16 protein-coding genes are annotated in these 17,816 nt (G+C 63.4%); 4 read left to right on the top strand and 12 right to left on the bottom strand.

What is annotated here, in order from left to right:
- Positions 1–49: 49 nt before the first annotated feature.
- Positions 50–1,357, top strand: a complete 1,308-nt coding sequence (gabT, locus tag ACMGE0_RS00915) for a 4-aminobutyrate--2-oxoglutarate transaminase (RefSeq protein ID WP_436813982.1) — start codon at positions 50–52, stop codon at positions 1,355–1,357.
- Positions 1,358–1,402: 45 nt separating this feature from the next.
- On the top strand, positions 1,403–2,920 hold the full coding sequence (locus ACMGE0_RS00910) for an acetolactate synthase large subunit (RefSeq protein WP_436813981.1): 1,518 nt from the start codon (positions 1,403–1,405) through the stop codon (positions 2,918–2,920).
- Here the strand turns inward: ACMGE0_RS00910 and ACMGE0_RS00905 are convergent, their stop codons facing one another.
- The 11 genes from ACMGE0_RS00905 to ACMGE0_RS00855 all read right to left on the bottom strand — a co-directional run bounded on the left by ACMGE0_RS00905 (position 2,921) and on the right by ACMGE0_RS00855 (position 14,500).
- The gene (locus tag ACMGE0_RS00905; RefSeq protein ID WP_436813980.1) at positions 2,921–3,301 is read right to left on the bottom strand and encodes a RidA family protein; all 381 of its coding nucleotides are present in this window, start codon (positions 3,299–3,301) and stop codon (positions 2,921–2,923) included.
- Positions 3,302–3,311: 10 nt separating this feature from the next.
- Entirely contained in the window at positions 3,312–4,373 is a 1,062-nt protein-coding gene (locus ACMGE0_RS00900; RefSeq protein WP_436813979.1) for an ABC transporter ATP-binding protein, read from the bottom strand.
- A gap of 15 nt (positions 4,374–4,388) precedes the next feature.
- Positions 4,389–5,192, bottom strand: a complete 804-nt coding sequence (locus tag ACMGE0_RS00895) for an ABC transporter permease (RefSeq protein WP_436813978.1) — start codon at positions 5,190–5,192, stop codon at positions 4,389–4,391.
- A gap of 6 nt (positions 5,193–5,198) precedes the next feature.
- Positions 5,199–6,047, bottom strand: a complete 849-nt coding sequence (locus ACMGE0_RS00890) for an ABC transporter permease (RefSeq protein WP_436813977.1) — start codon at positions 6,045–6,047, stop codon at positions 5,199–5,201.
- Between the two features lie 97 nt (positions 6,048–6,144).
- On the bottom strand, positions 6,145–7,185 hold the full coding sequence (locus tag ACMGE0_RS00885; RefSeq protein ID WP_436813976.1) for an ABC transporter substrate-binding protein: 1,041 nt from the start codon (positions 7,183–7,185) through the stop codon (positions 6,145–6,147).
- 15 nt (positions 7,186–7,200) lie between these two features.
- The gene (locus ACMGE0_RS00880) at positions 7,201–8,172 is read right to left on the bottom strand and encodes a dipeptidase (RefSeq protein ID WP_436813975.1); all 972 of its coding nucleotides are present in this window, start codon (positions 8,170–8,172) and stop codon (positions 7,201–7,203) included.
- Positions 8,169–8,906, bottom strand: a complete 738-nt coding sequence (locus ACMGE0_RS00875; protein ID WP_436813974.1) for a hypothetical protein — start codon at positions 8,904–8,906, stop codon at positions 8,169–8,171. The genes ACMGE0_RS00880 and ACMGE0_RS00875 overlap by 4 nt, the downstream gene beginning before the upstream one ends.
- A complete protein-coding gene (locus ACMGE0_RS00870) occupies positions 8,903–10,612 on the bottom strand; it encodes a hypothetical protein (RefSeq protein ID WP_436813973.1) in 1,710 nt (569 codons plus the stop codon). The genes ACMGE0_RS00875 and ACMGE0_RS00870 overlap by 4 nt, the downstream gene beginning before the upstream one ends.
- Positions 10,613–10,617: 5 nt before the next feature.
- Positions 10,618–11,376 (bottom strand): IclR family transcriptional regulator, encoded by a 759-nt coding sequence (locus ACMGE0_RS00865; RefSeq protein WP_436813972.1) that lies wholly within the window; start codon positions 11,374–11,376, stop codon positions 10,618–10,620.
- 300 nt (positions 11,377–11,676) lie between these two features.
- The gene (locus ACMGE0_RS00860) at positions 11,677–13,284 is read right to left on the bottom strand and encodes an ABC transporter substrate-binding protein (RefSeq protein ID WP_436813971.1); all 1,608 of its coding nucleotides are present in this window, start codon (positions 13,282–13,284) and stop codon (positions 11,677–11,679) included.
- A 67-nt stretch (positions 13,285–13,351) separates the two neighbouring features.
- A complete protein-coding gene (locus ACMGE0_RS00855; RefSeq protein ID WP_436813970.1) occupies positions 13,352–14,500 on the bottom strand; it encodes a mandelate racemase family protein in 1,149 nt (382 codons plus the stop codon).
- 321 nt (positions 14,501–14,821) lie between these two features.
- Here ACMGE0_RS00855 and ACMGE0_RS00850 point away from each other — a divergent pair, with 321 nt between their 5' ends.
- Complete coding sequence (locus ACMGE0_RS00850) at positions 14,822–15,607, top strand: FadR/GntR family transcriptional regulator (protein ID WP_436813969.1); 786 nt, start codon at positions 14,822–14,824, stop codon at positions 15,605–15,607.
- Positions 15,608–15,675: 68 nt separating this feature from the next.
- Positions 15,676–16,794 (top strand): beta-galactosidase BglB, encoded by a 1,119-nt coding sequence (bglB, locus tag ACMGE0_RS00845; protein ID WP_436813968.1) that lies wholly within the window; start codon positions 15,676–15,678, stop codon positions 16,792–16,794.
- Here bglB and ACMGE0_RS00840 read toward each other — a convergent pair.
- Entirely contained in the window at positions 16,791–17,810 is a 1,020-nt protein-coding gene (locus tag ACMGE0_RS00840) for a ketopantoate reductase family protein (RefSeq protein WP_436813967.1), read from the bottom strand. The two genes, bglB and ACMGE0_RS00840, sit on opposite strands and share 4 nt — an antisense overlap.
- Between the last annotated feature and the right edge of the window lie 6 nt (positions 17,811–17,816).

The raw sequence follows: 17,816 nt of genomic DNA, 5'->3' as shown, positions 1-17,816 counted from the left end.
AATAATGAGCAGAGATATAGCTTGGTCATCGACATCAGAGGATATTGCGATGACCGTTTCCAGTGATCTCCATTCGCGTCAGAAGGCTGCCGTGGCGGGCGGGGTCGGCACCCGCGCCATCTTCGCGGAGAAGGCGCTGAACGCCCAACTCTGGGACGTGGACGGCAAGCGCTTCATCGATTTCGCCGCCGGCATCGCCGTCAACAATACGGGCCATCGCAATCCGGTGGTGATGAAGGCCGTCGCCGAACAGGCCGAGCGCTTCACCCATACCTGCTTCCATGTCGCACCTTACGAAGGCTATGTGAAGCTCGCCGAACGGCTGAACGCAATCGCGCCGACCGGTGCGGAAAACCGCACCATGCTGGTGACAACCGGCGCCGAGGCTGTCGAGAACGCCGTCAAGATCGCCCGAGCCTATACCGGCCGCGCCGGCATCGTCGCATTTTCCGGCGCCTTTCACGGCCGCACCATGCTCGGCATGGCGCTGACCGGCAAGGTCATGCCCTACAAGAAGAATTTCGGTCCCTTCCCGGCCGATATCTATCATGCGCCCTTCCCGAACCCCTATCTCGGTTTGTCCACGGAAGAAGCGATCGCCGGCCTTGAGCGCCTGTTCGCCGCCGATGTCGACCCGGAGCGGATCGCAGCCTTCATCGTCGAGCCGGTTCAGGGCGAAGGCGGCTTCAACGTCGCGCCGAAGGAATTCCTCGTCCGCCTTCGCGAGATCGCCGACAAATACGGGATCGTGCTGATCGCCGACGAGGTGCAGGCCGGCATGGCCCGCACGGGAAAGATGTTCGGCTTCGAGCATGCGGGCGTCAAGCCCGACCTGGTGACCATGGCGAAGGGCCTTGCCGGCGGCTTCCCGCTGTCGGCCGTCACCGGCAGGGCGGAGATCATGAACGCAGCGCATTCGGGCGGGCTCGGCGGCACCTATGCCGGCAATCCGCTCAGCGTCGCCGCCGCCAATGCCGTGCTTGACGTGATCGAAAACGAGAAGCTTTGCGAACGGGCCGCCGAAGTCGGCCGCAGGATCACCGACCGCCTCAACTCGATTGCCGCGCGCCAGGGCATGGAGCGGATCGGCGAGGTGCGCGGGCTCGGCGCCATGGTCGCGTTCGAGCTGGTCGAGGATCGCCAGTCGAAAGCCGCATCCCCGGCGATGACCAACCGGATCGTCGCCGAAGCGGAAGCCCGCGGCCTCATCCTGCTCTCTTGCGGAACGCGGCTCAACGTGATCCGGTTGCTGCCGCCGCTGACGATCGAATGGGATGTCCTCGAGGAAGGATTGAACATTCTCGAAGCCTCGATCGAGGCCGCGTTTTCCGACACGGCCGCTTCAGCGACAGCCTGACCGGCTCACCGAAGCAACAAGGCGAAACCAGGAAGGGAAAAGCGCATGAACGGCGTCGACGTCTGCTTCGCCAATCCCGGCACGTCCGAAATGCACTTCGTCGCGGCGCTCGACCGCAAGCCGGAGATGCGCTGCATTCTCGGGCTTTCGGAGGGCGTGGTCACCGGCGCGGCCGACGGCTATGCCCGCATGGCGGACAAGCCGGCCGCGACGCTTCTCCATCTCGGACCGGGTCTCGCCAACGGCCTTGCCAATCTTCACAACGCCCGGCGCGCCCGCACGCCCATCCTCAACGTCGTCGGCGACCACGCCTCCTATCACCTGCAATACGACGCGCCGCTTACCAGCGACATCGAAAGCCTGGCAAGGCCTATGTCCCACTGGGTCGGGCGCGCCGCCGGCGCTCACGACATCCGCCGCTGCACCGAGGAAGGCTTTGCGGCCTCGATCGCCCGGCGTGGCGTCTCCACGATGATCCTGCCGGCCGATGCCGCCTGGGGCGAGGTCTCGCCGGAAACGCTTTCCCCCGTGGAGATCCCGGCGCCGCCGTCCGTCGATCCGGATAGGTTGAAGGCCGCCGCCGCAGCACTGCGCAGCGGCAAGCGGACGGTCATCATCCTTGCCGGCCGGGCGATGCGCGAAAAGCCGGTGGAAACGGCCGGCCGGATCGCCGCCGCCACCGGGGCCGCCCTCTTCTCGACCTCCTCGGCCAGAAGCGCACGCGGCGCCGGGCGCCCTTTGGTGCGGCCCGTTCCCTACAATATCGAGCTCGCAGTCGAGGCGTTGAAGGAATTCGAGGTGGCGATCTGCATCGGCGGGCCGCGGCCCGTCACCTTCTTCGCCTATCCCGGCAAACCGAGCACGACGCTGCCTCCCTCCTGCGAGGTCATCCAGCTTGCCGAACACGAGCATGACCTCGCGAACGTCCTGGACGCGCTGGCCGACGAGCTGGGCGTCAGGCCGAATGCCGATTTCGCGCGCAATCCCTTCCGGCAGAACGACATCCAGGTCACCGGCGGCGCCTTGACGCCCGATGCGATCAGCCTTGCGATCGCCCGCCATCTCCCGGAAAACGCGATCGTCATCGACGAGGCGCTGACCTCGATCGGCCAGCATTCCGCGCTGGCCCCCGGCCTTCATCCGCACGATCATCTGCCGATCACAGGCGGCTCGATCGGCATCGGCATTCCGCTCGCGACGGGTGCGGCGATCGGCGCGCCCGAGCGGAAGGTTGTGGCGATGCAGGCGGACGGCAGCGGCATGTACACGCTCCAGGGCCTCTGGACGCAGGCCCGCGAAGAGCTCGACGTGGTGACGATCGTCTTCGCCAACAACGCTTACAAAATCCTGCAGGGCGAGATGGCGAATGTCGGCGTCAACTCCTTCGGCGTGAACGCCCGCAAGATGCTCGACCTCGACCAGCCGAAGCTCGACTGGTGCTCGCTCGCCAAAGGCCTCGGCGTCGAATCCGGCCGCGCCACGACCGTCGAGGAATTCGTGAAGCTCTATACCGGCGCGCTCGGCCGCAAGAGACCGTTCCTCATCGAAGCCGTCATGGCGTGATCACGCCGCTTTGGCGGCGCAAACCATGATCATCTCGACCTTCAGGTCCGGGCTTGCAAGCCGCGCCTCGAAACAGGCGCGTGCCGGCGGAGAGATGCCGGAGACCCACTCGTCCCAGACCTCGTTCATGGCGGCGTAATCGTCCATGTCCGCCAGCATGATCGCGCAGAAGATCAGCCCTTCCTTCGAGCTGCCGATCTCGGCAAGCCGTCCTTCTGCCTTGGCAAGAAGCTGGCGGGCCTGTTCGGCGGTGCTCAGCGAGCCGTCGTAAGGCGCCTGAGGCGTGCAGGCGAAGTAACCCGTGCCTTGGTGGACGACGGCGAGGCTGCCGCGCTTGCCGACGCCGAAGCGCTGGATGATCGAGGAAAAGTCCTGGGTCATGGCAGACACCTTATTTCGTGATGACGAAGACGGAATCCGGCGTCCAGCTTATGCAGCACTCTTCGCCTTCCTTGATGATGACCACGTCGGCGCCGAGCACGCGGACCCGCATCGCCACCTCCCCTGCCCGGCCGATCACCAGCGCGTTGTCGCCGTAGTTGACGATCGTCTCGACCGTCATGCGGACGTTCCTGCGCCCTTCGATCGGATTGCGCGACAGCTTGATATGCTCCGGACGGATCAGCAGCGTCACCTTCTGGCCGTCGGACAGGGCCTCGCCGCCCGCATAGTCGAACGCGCCGAGCGCCGGGTTCTCGGCGGTCTTCCCCGCAGCGCTGGTGATCGTCGCCGGGATGAGGTTGCTCTCGCCGATGAAAGCCGCGACGAAAGAGGTCTGCGGGCGATGATAGATGTCGAGCGGCGCGGCTGCCTGCTCGATCCGGCCTTTCTCGAAGACCACGATGCGGTCGGACATGGACATGGCTTCCGACTGGTCGTGCGTGACGAAGATCGTGGTCACGCCGAGGCTGCGCTGGATGCGCTTTATCTCGATCTGCATCTGCTCGCGCAGGTTCTTGTCGAGCGCGCCGAGCGGCTCGTCGAGGAGCAGAAGCGACGGTTCGAAGACGAGCGCGCGGGCAAGCGCCACGCGCTGCTGCTGGCCGCCGGAAAGCTCCTTCGGATGGCGATGGCCGAAACCCTTGAGGCCGACGAGCGACAGCATGTCCTCGGCTTGGCGGAGGCCTTGGGTGCGGCCGACGCCGCGCATCTGCAGCGGAAAGTAGACGTTTTCGACCGCCGTCTTGTGCGGGAAAAGTGCGTAGTTCTGGAAAACGATACCGATATTGCGCTCATGCGGCGCGAGCTGCGAGATCGACTGCCCGCCGACCTCGACCGTGCCGGCGCTCGCCTTCTCGAAGCCCGCGATGATCATCAGGGTCGTCGTCTTGCCGGAACCGCTCGGCCCGAGGAAAGTCACGAACTCCCCCTTGTCGACCGAGAGGCTCACATTGTCGAGCGCCGTGAAATGCCCGTAGGTCTTGGTGATGTTGGAGAGTTGCAGATAGCTCATGGAAAGTCCTTGGGATCAGTGTGCGCCGGCGGGCCGGCTCGGCTTGGGAGCGCGGCTGCGAAGCGCGCTGACGAAATAGGGGGCGGCGATGCCGATCAGCACGAGGAAGAACAGCAGCGTCGAGATGACCGCTATCACCGGATCGGCCTCCTGCCGGATGCTGTCGAACATCTTGCGCGGCAGGGTCGCCGCATCGCGGCCCGAGATGAAGATCGCCACGACGGTCTCGTCGAAAGACTGCACGAAGGCGAAGAGCGCGCTGATGATCAGGCCGGGCCTGAGGATCGGCAGCGTGATGTGCATGAAGGTTTTCGTCGGGCTGGCGCCGAGGCTCTGGGCCGCGCGCTCCAGATTGCGGTCGAAGCCTTTCAGGTTGGCGGAGAGAACGAGGAAGGCGATCGGCACCGACAGGCAGGTATGCGCCAGGATGACGCCGAGATGGCTGTGCACGAGCCCGAGATCGCCGAGATAGGAATAATAGCCGACCGCCATGACGATATGCGGCACCGCAAGCGGCATCAGCATCATCAGGTCGGCAAAACTCTTGCCGCGGAACTTGTGGCGCACCAGCGCAAAGGTCGCCGGCACGACCAGCACCATCGTCAGGATCGTGGTCGCCGTGGCGATCAGGATGCTGTTCCAGGTCGGGACCAGCCAGTCCGGATTGGTGAAATAGGCGCGGTAGTAGCCGAGCCAGTATCCCGGCGGCGGGAACTGCAGCGAGTTCGCGCTTGAAAACGACATCGGGACGACGATGACGAGCGGCGCGGCGATGAAGATCACGACCAGAATGCCGGTCCAGCGCATGAAGAGGTTCATGATCGGTCAACCCCAGAGTTTGTCGAGGCCGAAGCGGCGGTGATAGATGGTGAGGATGATGAGCGTGACGACCAAGAGCACCATCGCCATCGCCGAACCCATGCCGAACGCCAGGAACTCGTCGATCTGGTGGCCGATGAGGCCGGCGATCATCTGCTCGCGCGGGCTGCCGAGCAGGACCGGCGTCACGTAGAAGCCGAGGCAGATGACGAAGACGAGCACCGATCCGTTGGCGATGCCGGGCGCAGTCAGCGGCAGATAGACGTGCCGGAACAGCGACCAGCCCTTGGCGCCGAGGCTTTCCGCCGAGCGGATCAGCACCGGATCGATCTTCTTCATGACGGAATAGATGTTCATGATCATGTAGGGCGCCAGGATGTGCACCATGGCAAGCGTCGAGGAAAAACGGGTGAAGAGAAGCTGCGGCGGCTGCTCGATGCCGATCATCTGCAGGAAGGCGATCAGCGGGCCGTTGTTGCCGAGCAGCACCATCCAGGAATAGGTGCGCACCAGGAAGCTCGTCCAGAAGCTCATGGTCACGAGCAGCAGGATCAGCATCGCGGTACGCGGCTTGGAATGCGCCATCAGATAGGCGAGCGGGTAGCCGACCGCGAGGCAGCAGAGGGTCACGAAAGCGGCGGTCAGGAAGGTGTTGACGAAGACGCGTTGATAGAGCGCTCCGGTCAGCACCCGCTCGTAGTTCGCGAGCGACACGCGCGGTTCCGTGAAGCTCATGATCGCCACGTCGGCGAGCGGCACGACGAAAAAGATGAGCATGTAGATGCCCAGCGGCGCCAGCAGAAGCCAGGGCCAAAGGTTCGTCTTTTCCGCCAATTTTGAAAGGCTTATGCCCATTGCCGCTCCCCTTTTTATGGTTGGCAAGGTCGATGCGTCATCGCGGGGCCTCGCCCGCGATGACGGTCTACGGATCGGATCGGTCCGCGGAAGCGGATCAGCTTGCGACCCACTCTTCGAAGCGTTCGGCAAGCTCTGCCGGGTCGATGCCGAAGTTCGCCATGTCCTGCTCGAAGGTGAGCGGATAGTTTTCCGGCGAAGTCGGCATGCGCTTGGCGTCTTCGGCGCTGACGAACTCGTTCGAAGCCGGGTTCAGCGCGCCGTAGTCGGCAGCCTTGGCAAAGCCGGCGAGCGGCTTGGCGCTGGTGGCGAACTCGATGAACTTCTTGGCGTTTTCCAGATTCGGCGTGTCCTTGGCGACGACCCAGTAGGCGCGCTCGATTTCGCCCTGGTTCCAGGTCATGGCGACCGGCGCACCCGCCTTCTCGGCCTCGAAGTAACGGCCGTGCCAGATGCCGATCATGTCGATCTCGCCGTCGCGCAGGATCTGCGTCGACTGGGCGCCCGCCGTCCACCAGACGCGGACATGCGGCTTGATCCTGTCGAGCGCCTCGAAGGCGCGGTCCACGTCGAGCGGATAGAGGTCCTTCACCGCGACGCCATCGGCCAGAAGCGCGATCGGGATGACGCGCGAGGCATAGCGCTGCAGCGAACGGCCGCCCGGGAATTTCTCGACATTCCAGAAGTCCGCCCAGGTCTTCGGGGCTTCCTTGTATTTGTCGGTACGCCAGGCGAGGACGGTCGCAAAAGCGTGCGATGCGACGCCGTTCTCGAAAAGGCCGCCTTCGTAAGGCGCCTCGAGCTCCTCGATGATGCCGGCCTGGTTGGCGCGCACCAGTTCGCCGCCGCCGAGCGTGGTGACGTCGAATTCATAGGTGCCCGTCTTCACCTGCTGGGCGAGCTTGGCGAAGGAAACCGGAGAAACGGTCTTCACCTGGATGCCCGTTTCGGCGGTGAACGGATCGATGAGATTGGCCTTGGCGGCGGCCTCCCACGGACCGCCCCAGGTGTTCACGTACAGGATCTTCTCCTGAGCGCGAACGATATAGGGCGCAGCAAGCGAGGCCGTGACGGCGGCACCGGCAGTCTTCAGGAAGCGTCGGCGGCTGGGCATGAGAAAAGTCTTCATTCCGGTCATGGTCAGTTCTCCTCTTTATGATTTTCTGAAGGTGGCTTCGTAGAGCCGGAGCCAGTTTCCGTGGGTGATCTTCGCGACTTCCTGTTCCGAGAAGCCCACGGCGCGCAGGCCGTCCGGGATCACTTTGATGTCCTCGACCTTCTGGAACCATTCCGGTGGTGCCGCCTTCAGCGGCTTGCCTGCGGCGCTCGCGCCGTAGTCCTCGCCGCGCGTCCAGCGGCCCTTGCGCATCCAGGCATAGTCGGGGGCGGTGAAATTGTGGCTCTTGTCGGTGCCGATCGCGACGGAATCGATGCCGGCGATATCGACAGTCCGGGCGACCATCGTGCACCAGGCCTCGATCGAGGCACAGAACTCGTCGCCCGTGATGTTGCGATAGGCCGCGCAGCCGATTACGCCGCCGGTATCCTTCAGCGCCCGGATGACGTCGTCTGACTTGTTGCGCTTGTGCATGAAAAGCGACTGGGCGTTGGCATGCGTGACGGCGATCGGTTTTTCGGAAACCTTGATGGCGTCGAGCGTCGTGCGGTCGCCGACATGGCTGCAATCGACCAGGATACCGGCCGCATTCATCTCGCGCACCACTTCCCTGCCGAAGCGGGCAAGGCCAGAATCCTCGGCCTCGTAGCAGGAGCCGCCAAGTTCGTTCTGGTTGTTGTAGGTGAGCTGCACGACGCGTACGCCGAGCTCGGCGAACATCTCGACGAACCGGATGCGGCCTTCGAACAGGTTGCTGTTCTGGAAGCCCATGATGATCGCAAGCTTTCCGGCATCGGAAATGCGGGTGATGTCGCCGGCCGTCAGCGCGATCTCGGCAATGTCGGAATTTTCGCGGACGAGGTCGCGCCAGCGGCCGATCGAATCCATGGATTCCACCGTGCCTTCCCAGAAGCCGCAGGTATTGACGACGCCGCCGACCGTTCCCTTGAGCAGCGTTTCAAAGGCTGCGCGATCGAAATGCCCGCATTGCAAACCGTCGATGATCATGATCTCGCACTTTCTTTTTGAGGCTGGGCCTGTTCACGTTCGGAAAGCTTCGATGCAAGGAAACTCACATCCGTTTCGTCATCATTGTCCTTGCGGCCGATGATCGTGCCGTCCTCGTTGATGATCATCGGGCCAGCATGGCGGCGAGAGACGACGCTGTCGGTCGCAAGCGCCTGCTTGGCGAGATGATAGATGCGCCACCACAGGTCCGCCTCGATGTCGGCGCCGTTCTCCAGCAGCGACCAGAGGAGCGGATCGTCCTTGCGGACATCACCGGTGACCGCCGCCGGAACCGCCTTGAGCACGTTGCCCGCTACGGTGATCTGAAGTCCGGTCCGGCCGCCGAGGCTGGCCGCGATCGCCAGTTCCGCCGCATCCGCCGCGTTGGCCACCGTAAGCTCCGCCGATCCGAAACGCTGGGCGAGCTCGCCGAGAAGATCGATCGCCGCCGGCACCACGAACCACGCGTGTTCGCCTGCCGCATCGAGGATCACCCGGCTGCCGTTTTCGGCCGTGATCGAAATACGGGCCGGATCGGCGGACTTGAGGCTTTCGAAACGTCCTTCGAACAATGCGAAACCGCCAAGCCCGAGCTTCTGCGAGTACATCGGGAAATCGCCGATCCCGAGGACGAAGCCTTTCGGCAGGTTGGTGAGCGAAAATATGCGCTCGGACATCAGCCGCATTTCACGGGGCATCACGCGCATGGAGGTATTGGAATGCGAAGAGGTCATAGAACAGGTTCCGCCGGGTAGTACCAGGTACCGGTGTAGCCGGAGCGCAGATCGTCCGGCGTCGGGGCACCGTGATAGAGCACGCCGCGCAGGTTGCGGCTCAGGAAGTCGCGGGTCTTGTCGATGCCGTGGATGCCGACATTCATCAGCCGCACGAGATCGATCGGCACGAAGGCTTCCGCGTTGATGTTGGCGCGCGGCGTATGATAGCCGAGGCCCCGGAGACTCTGGACGCGCGCCACCATGAAGCGATGTTCCGGATGCTTCATCAGGAAACGGGCGACGCTGAGCGCGGGCGCAGCCTTGGCGAGATCGCCATGAAGCGCCTGGATGCCGCCGCAGACGTCCAGGCCGAGATCGAGCGCATCCGGAACTTCTTCGCGCGCGCCGCGGCGGGGTTCTTCCGCCGTCTCCGATTTGTACCAGACATATTTGTAGGCGTCGGGACCCGACATGTCGGTGTCGAGCGCCCACCGGTATTCCTCGCCGATGAGGTTTGCGAGGCTCTCCACGGTTTCCGCCGGCGAGACATTGAATTCGTCGGGCGCATGAACCGCCTCCAGCAGGCGGTCGGCCGCTTCCGGAACGAGTTCGATCAGCAGCGACAGGAAGGTCTCGTAGGCTTCCGGGACCAGTTCCGTCTCGAATTCGAAAGCCAGGATATCGAGCGGATGGTCCGCCTTGCGGCCCAGCACCGTTCCGCTGCGGCGGAATTCCTCCAGCGCTTCGACAAGCTTTTCGAGATCGGCGGCCACCTCGGCGCTCGAGGCGAAGGTTTCGTAGACCATCCGGTCCTCTTTGCGGAAGACGATCGCCTGAGCGAGCAGCTCGATCAGCCTTGCAACGCGTGAATCGGATGGTTCCAGCTTCAGCCCGCGCGCCATGGCGATCGCGCTTTCGCGCGCCGCGATCAAGCCGTCGATCAGCCGCGGATGCTTGTGCACGAAGAAGATCAGGCCGAGCGCGGAACCGTTGCCGACGCCGATATAGCGGCGCAGTTTCGGATCGAGCCGCACCGCCTTGTCGGACCGTTTGGCGGCCAAGTGCTCCACGAGATCGCAGGAGAACTCCCGCATCAGATAGGCGGTCAGAAGCTGCGCCTGCAGGACGCCGCCGAGCGCATGCCGGGCGCCGAGGGACGGGAAGGAGCGCGTCCCGAACGTACCGTTACCGTCGAGCCCGGTATTGCGCATCAGATAGCAGACCTTGGCGAGATCGGCGACGTTAGGCTGCCGGCCTTCGGCGAGCGCTTCGAGCGTCTGGTCGAAGACGCGCATCGAGCGGTTGGAGCGGCACCAGATCAGCGTGTTCGGGGTCGCCCGGCCCGTATAGAGCTTCGGGATCTCGCGCCTAGCGGTTTCGATCTCCGCCTCCGTCGCCGGTCCCTCGATCAGGGCTCCCATCATGTCCCAGGCCTGGCCGATGATGCGGCCTGTGCGCGCGGTGCGGCTCGGCGGCCGGGAAAAGCCGATGAAGGAGAATTCCTGATCCGGCGCCTTGATCGAATAGACGACCGTGCCTTCGGCGTTTCCATCCACGTCGAACAGGACGTTGGAAATGTCCCAGCGCTCGCGGATCATCTTGTTCATGAAGGCCCGTGTGCCGCTCAGGCGGCTGGGCTGGATCGCCGCCAGCCGCGCGGTCTCCATCACCTTGTGGCCCGGTCGTGGCAGCGGCTTCGCTGCCTGTTCGGAAGTCGCGGTCATGACCGTCAACGTTCTCCCTGCTGCATTTTCGTGATTGTGCGCGCCGCATCGAGAAGCGGCTCGCGGAAGGTTTCGAGATCGAAGCGCATCTCCGGCATGACCAGCGAGACGGTCGACGTGCATTTGCCGTTGAGATCGAAGATCGGCGCCGCGATCGCGATGACGCCGCTATGGGTGTAGCCGCTCGACAGCGCGTAACCGTTGGCGCGCGCTTCCTGAAGAAGTTCGTCGGCAGCAAGCGGCTCGCCGCTTTCCTTCAGCCGCGCAAGCGTCAGATCGTCCGCGAAGGCGGTGAGGATACGACCCGATGCGGAGCCTTCCAGCGACATGGTCGTGCCGATCTTCTGTTCCGCGCGCAGCACGCTTTCGGATTCGACACGCGAGACGATGCAGGGGACCCCCCGATCGAGCACCGCCAGCGAAGCGGTTTCCTTCACACGGTGGACCAGCATTTCAAGGACGGGCTGGACGCGGGTGCCGAGATTGGCCTGTTCCAGTGCCGAAGCCGCGATGCGGCAGGCATGCATCGAGAGCCGGTAGCGCATCTCCTGATCCTGCTCGACCCAGCCCGCCTCGATGAGCGTCAAGAGGCGCTGATAGGCGGTCGGCCGCGACAGTTCCATGGCGGCGGCAACCTCCGGCAGCTTCATGCCGCGCGCGCTCGACGCCAGCACGTCCAGCACCGCCATGGTCTTCAGCACTGTCGAGAGGGGGCGGACGCCGCCACTTTCTTCTTGTATTCTATATGAATATGATGTATCCATAGAGAATATGATTTGCCGAGAATCGATCTCTGTCAACTGCACTGACGGAGGTTTTGCTGCGCTTTTGCCGGACCAAGGCACTAAGCCGTTCATTACCTTTTGAAATTTTTCGCCTCGCATAGGTGTCGGAGGCATGCCTTCTCTTGCAGCAAGGCGGATTCGGCAGGAGCTGAGGAGAGGTTTCGCGGCCGCGGCTCGTTGTTCCCAAGCCTTTGCCTGGTTTTCAACGCCGGAAAGCCCGCCGCGAAGGTCCGCGGCGGGCTTTGGCAGATCGGATTACCGTCCGACGATCGATCGCCGTCAGCGGTTTTTGCGGACGGTTTCCAGCTTCGTTTGCCAGACGGGACTGATCTGGAATCCTTCGATGTCCGCCCGCTGTGCGACCGAGTCGGTGACCTGCGAAATCGGCTGGATTGCCGGGATGCCTTCGGCGTAAAGCTGCTCGATGTCGTGATAGAGCTTCGCCTGGGCTGCAGGATCCGGCTCCTGCAATGCGGCCTCGATTTTCTGGTTCAGCTTGTCGTCCTTGAAGGAAACGCGCCAGCCCTGAAGCCCGGTCAGCTTCGCCTCATCCCTGTTGTCGGGATTGTAGGCAAGGCTGCGCATGTCGCCGTCCGGATGGGAGATCTGGCCGCCGCTGCGGCCGACGATCAATTCGAAGTTCCGTTCGCGCATCGGGCCGTAGACCTGTTCGCCGCTGCCGGTCAGGATCTTGGCCCTGATGCCGCCCTGGCCGAGCATGCTCTGCAGCGCCACCGCCAGATTGTCGAACGGCGGCTCGGAGAGCGTGCGGATCGTCAAATCGAGACCGTCGGCATATCCCGCCTCCGCAAGCAATGCCTTGGCCGCCGCCACATCCATCTTGATCTCGGGTTCGTAAGGCTGCTGCGCGAGGCCGACCTGGATCGGACTGAGATGCTTGACGCCGTAATAGGGCATCACCGTCTTGTTCAGGCCGTCGTAGTCGATGAGCTTCAGAATGGCCTCGCGAACCTTGGCTTTCGCGAGGTTCGCGTTCTTCAGGGACATCGCGAGATAATAGAGCCCGTTGCCGGTCGCCGTCGTGACCTTGACATCCTTGTTGCTCTCAAGCGATTTGAGATCGGCAGCCCCGAGCGAATAGGCGATGTCGAGATCGCCCTTCTCGATCAGCAGGCGCTGGCTCTGCGCCTCCGGAATATGGCGCATCAGGACGCGGGTCATGGCCGGCGCCGGACCCCAGTAATTCTCGTTCCGGGCCAGGATCGCCATTTCGTTCGGCCGCAGGGACTGCATGGTGAAGGCACCGGTACCGGCGGAATTTGTGGTAAGCCACGCCGCACCCAGGTCGCCTGCCTTCTCGTGGCTGAGGACTTCCTTCTTGTCGAGCACGCTTCCCGTTCCGGCCATCGCGAGCGTCATCAGGACGATTTGCGGATCGATCGGCTGCAGGATGGCGATCTCGACGGTCTTTTCGTCGACCGCGCGGAAACTCTGCGCTGCATTCTCGGCGGTATAGCCGCGCAGTCGAAGGTTTGTCGCCTGCGCCTGGTTGAGCTTCAGGACGCGCTCCAGCGACCATACGACATCGTCCGCAGTCACCGGGTTTCCGGAGGCGAAGCGCAGGTCCGGCCGCAACTGGAACCGGATCGAACGGCGATCGGCGGCGACTTCCCAGCTTTCCGCCAAAGCGGGAACGACCTTGGACCGCTGAACCGGGTCGATGCCCACCAGCCCGTCGTAGAGATTGGCGAGTATCTGCACCCTCTCCTTGCTCGACGATCCCGCGGGATCGAGGGTCAGCACGTTGGACATCGAAAAGCCGATCACGAGCTGGTTGGCCGGCGTTTCGGCCGAGGCTGCTCCGTGCATGGACGTGAATGCGATGATCGCGCAGGTAGCGCCGAGAAACAGGCTGCGTCGTTTCATGTTACCTCCCGTTGATGTAAGGCGCAGCAGACCTCCCCCTGCGCCGGATATGAGCCGACCGGCCCGACTATTCCGCCAGGTTGGCGTCGATATATTCGAAGTTGATATCCTCCCCGAGGCCGGGCGCCTGCGAGAGCCAGACGAAGCCCTCCGCGTCCATGGGGTCGGGAATGGAGTTCAGATATTCGGGGCACGCGTCGTAATCGAGGAACGGATGGAGCAGGCCGCGCTCGTACCAGCGGCAGTTCTTGGTGGCCGCAGAGATCGCGAGGTTTTCCGCTCCATGCCCGTGCACCTCGCAATTCATGCCGAAGCTCTCGGCCAGATGCATGGTCTTGAGCGCCGGGGTGATGCCGCCGACATCCTCCACGCCGGTGCGCAGGATGTCGCAGGCTCCGGCCTTGATCCACTCGGCGCGGTGCTTGTACTTGCCGCCCATGGATTCCGGTCCGATGACCGGGATTTTCAGTTCCGCCGCGAGCCACGCGTAGGACGACATGGACTGCTCGTCCATCACCTCCTCGATCCAGGCGAAGTTGAGAGCCTCCAAGCCCTTGCCGAGCTCGTAAGCCTCCTCGCGCGAATACCAGTGATAGGCGTCCAGCATCAGCGGCACCTTGGGCCCGACGGCTTCGCGAACGGCCGCGCAGGCCTTCAGGTCCATTTCGATATTGGGCGACCAGCTCACCGGCGGCATCCAGGTGTGAAGCTTGATGGCCTGATAACCGCGCGCGACCAGTTTTTCGGCAAAGCGGCCGTAGTCCTCGGGCGTCGCGAGACCGCCTTCCAGCTCGTCGCCGCACATGATCGAGCCGTAGGCGGGCACCTTGTCCCGGTAGGAGCCGATGATCTTGTAGACGGGAGCCCGGAGCAGATGCCCGGCGAGATCCCAGAGGGCGCAATCGACGATCGCAAGGGTCCGGTCGCTGAGCTGCCCGCCGCTGCCGCGCTGCCAGTGAGCAAGATCCTGCCACAGCATTTCCCGCGCAAGCGCATCCTGGTTCAGCACGACGGGACGGATGAAGCGATCGAGCAGATGCGGCCGAAGCTGCTCGGGGCTGCCGAATGCGTGGCCTTTCGTGCCGTCCTCGCAGGTGAGCGTCAGCAGGGATTTTTTCACCCGGCGCGCCGGCCCCGGATGCGCATGCCCGTCGCTGTCGAGCTCCTCGTGCGTCGTATACCAGAAGGTCCGGACGCTGGCATCGATGATCTTCATACTTCTCCCTCACGTGGCCCGCGCAAATTGCCGGCTGGCTGGCTAATCCATCGTCGAGCAGGCATTGCAATCAGCCTACATCGCCTAGACATCAGACTACATTGCCGATGTAATATGACAACGCTAAGCCAACAGCAAGAGCGCGTCAAGATTGGAAGAGAGCCGATAAGCTGTTGCCGCTGGGGAAAACTGGCGCCCGCTTGGCCATTTAGGACCTACAAGAATGGGTTCGTGATGTTTCAATTGCGCTCACACAGCAATCTGCAGTATGACAAGTGGCGCACGCAGTCAGCTAGGCTACGAGGAAGCGAAGGAGAGCGGATGAGGGATTTGATTGAGCAGGAAAGCGACAACGACCTGGTCGATCTCGTCGGCCAGTCGCTTGTCCGGCAGATCGTCACGGCATTGCGGCGCGACATCGAGCGCGGAACGGTCAAGCCGGGCGACAAGCTGCCGAGCGAGAACGAACTGACCCGGCTTCATTCGGTCAGCCGCGCGGTCATTCGCGAGGCCGTCGCCATCCTCCGCTCGGAGGGAATGCTCGAAGCGCGCCGTGGCGTGGGCGTTTTCGTGGTCGATGCCGAGCAGCGCGGCCAGCCTTTCAGCGGCCTCTCCCTGGAGAGGATTTCCTCGGTCATCGAGCTTCTGGAATTGCGCGCCGCCTGCGAAACCGAGGCGGCCGCCCTGGCGGCGGCACGCCGTTCGCCGGCGCAACTGGAGATGATCCTCGAACTGCACCGCAAGATCGGCGCCAATCTCGAAAAAGGCCTTTCGACCCGAGAGGCCGATTTCGCGCTCCACCTGGCGATCGCCGAGGCGACCCAGAACCGCCGTTTCTCCGAACTCCTCCGGCTCATCAAGCCGGGCATCATCATGGACCGCGATCTTCAGGGCGGGCGCCATCCCGATGCGCTGCCGCCGAACCGCCATCTGCAGGAAGAGCACGGCCTGATCGTCAATGCCATCTTCGCGGGCAAGCCTGCGGAAGCGCGTGAAGCCATGAGGGCGCATCTGCAGGGAAGCCTCAGCCGCTACAAGACCCTGCTGATCGAACGGGTTTCCGATCCCATCCGCCCGGCTGCGGCCCGCCTCGATGGCGAGGGTTGAGGCTGGCACGCAACCGACAAGCCATCCCTGAAATATCGAACCTGCGGCTCATTCCCGGAAAAATGCCCATGCACCCCCAGCTTCGCCAGCCGGCGCGTTTCCTTTCCCGCGACGAAGTCACCGCTCTGATCAGGCGCCTGACCGACAACCTCGTCAACATCCGGGACGAGACGGGCGAGTTCCTTCTGCACCTCGACGACGGACGGGTCATCGACACCAAGGGCTGGGCCGGCTGGGAATGGACGCATGGCATAGGCCTCTACGGGCTCTATAAATTCTGGCAGCTGACCGGCGACGCGCAGACGCTGGACATCATCACCGGATGGTTCGACGCACGCCTGAAGGAAGGCACGCCCACCAAGAATATCAATACGGTGGCGCCGTTTCTCACCCTTGCCTGCCTCTACGAGCGAAACCCCTCGCCGGCATGGGCGGCCTATCTCGAAACCTGGGCGGAATGGGTGATGCACAGCCTGCCCCGCACCAGGGAGGGCGGCTTCCAGCACATCGTCTACAATTCCTTCAACGACCAGCAGATGTGGGACGACACCCTGATGATGAGCGTCATGCCGCTCGCCAAGATCGGTCTCGTGCTCGACCGGCCGGACTATGTGGAGGAAGCGAAGTACCAGTTCCTCGTTCATGCGCAATATCTGGCGGACCGCAAATCGGGGCTCTGGTTTCACGGCTGGACCTTTGACGGCAATCATAATTTCGCGTCCGCGCTCTGGGCGCGCGGCAATTCCTGGATCACGGTCGCCATCCCGGAATTCATCGAGCTTGTCGATCTGCGGGAGGGAGATCCTCTCCGCCGCCACCTGCTCTCGGCGCTTGAGCGGCAAGCGGCCGCTCTGAAGGCCTGCCAGCATCCATCAGGTCTCTGGCATACCCTGCTCGACGACCCCGGCAGCTACCTTGAGGCTTCCGCCACCGCGGGATTCGGATACGGGCTGATGAAAGCGGTAAGGAAACGCTACCTGCCTTCGGAATACATCGAGACCGCCGAACGTGCGGTGAAGGCCGTGGTCGCCAATATCGACCGGAACGGCGAACTGAAGCAGGTCTCCTTCGGCACGGCCATGGGCGACACGCTCGACTATTATCGCAACATCAAGCTGACATCGATGCCCTATGGTCAGGCCATGGCGATGCTCTGCCTTTCGGAACTGTTGCGCGCCTATATCTAGGCGGCGACCCCTGCAAGCTCGTCGATATTCGCAAGGTCGAGCGGCCGTTTGCCGTCTTCGATCTCGTGGATCATCTCGATGAGGCGGACACACATAGGCGTCGGCACACGCGATTCCCGGCCGATCTCCACGACCGGCAGCATCTGCGCATCGACCTCCGTCCGGCGTTTGCGGATCGTCAGATCCCGCCAGACCCCGGTATGGGATTTCGCCGACTTGCGGTTATGCGCCGCCATCTCGTCGAAGGATGCGTCCGTCTGTTCCGGCGTCGCCAACGGACCGAAAGCCGCGGGATCGAAACCGTCGAAGGCTTCCGGCCTGACATTGTTGATCGCGGCGACCGTCGCCACTTCCAGGGCGAGCTTGCGCAGGACCGGCCGCGCGGCCGGATTGTCGAGCACGTCCGCGATGCTGTCATTGGTGAGCGCCGTGCCGAACAGCAATGCGCCGTAGATCAGCTTGCCCCAGAGAAAGCCCCATATGTTGCTGGTGATCAGCGCCTTCGGCTCGAGATGCCTCATCAGCTGATAGATATCTTCGGCGCGGTCGGTAAACCGACCGTCCAGCTCGCCGATGACGACCGCGCCGCGGCCGCTATACTGGACGACGCCCGGCTCCAGATAATCGGCGCCGAAATTGACGAAGCAGCCGATTACGCGGTGGTCGCCGGCAATGCGGGCGATCACCCTCTCGTTCAGTCCGTTCTGGGCCGAGACGACATAGCCGTCAGCGGCGAGATGCCGGACAAGCGCCTTGGCCGCCTCTTCGGTGTGATGGGCTTTGACGCAGAGGAAGGTGCGCTGATATTCGCCTTCGAGCTCCTCGGGCAGGCAGGCTTTCGCCCTCACCACCTCCTCGAAGATCGGCCCGACGATCTTCAGGCCTTTCCCGTTGATCGCGTCCACATGCTCCCTGGCACTGTCGACGAAGATCACTTCTTCGCCTGCCCGGATCAAGGTGGCGCCAAGCGTTCCGCCGATCGCGCCGGCGCCCCAGATCAGGATCGGTTGGCTCATGCCCAA

The sequence above is a fragment of the Neorhizobium descurainiae genome, from assembly GCF_051400715.1.
Classification (GTDB): Bacteria; Pseudomonadota; Alphaproteobacteria; order Rhizobiales; family Rhizobiaceae; genus Neorhizobium.
This window is presented reverse-complemented; position numbering and strand designations above follow the sequence as displayed.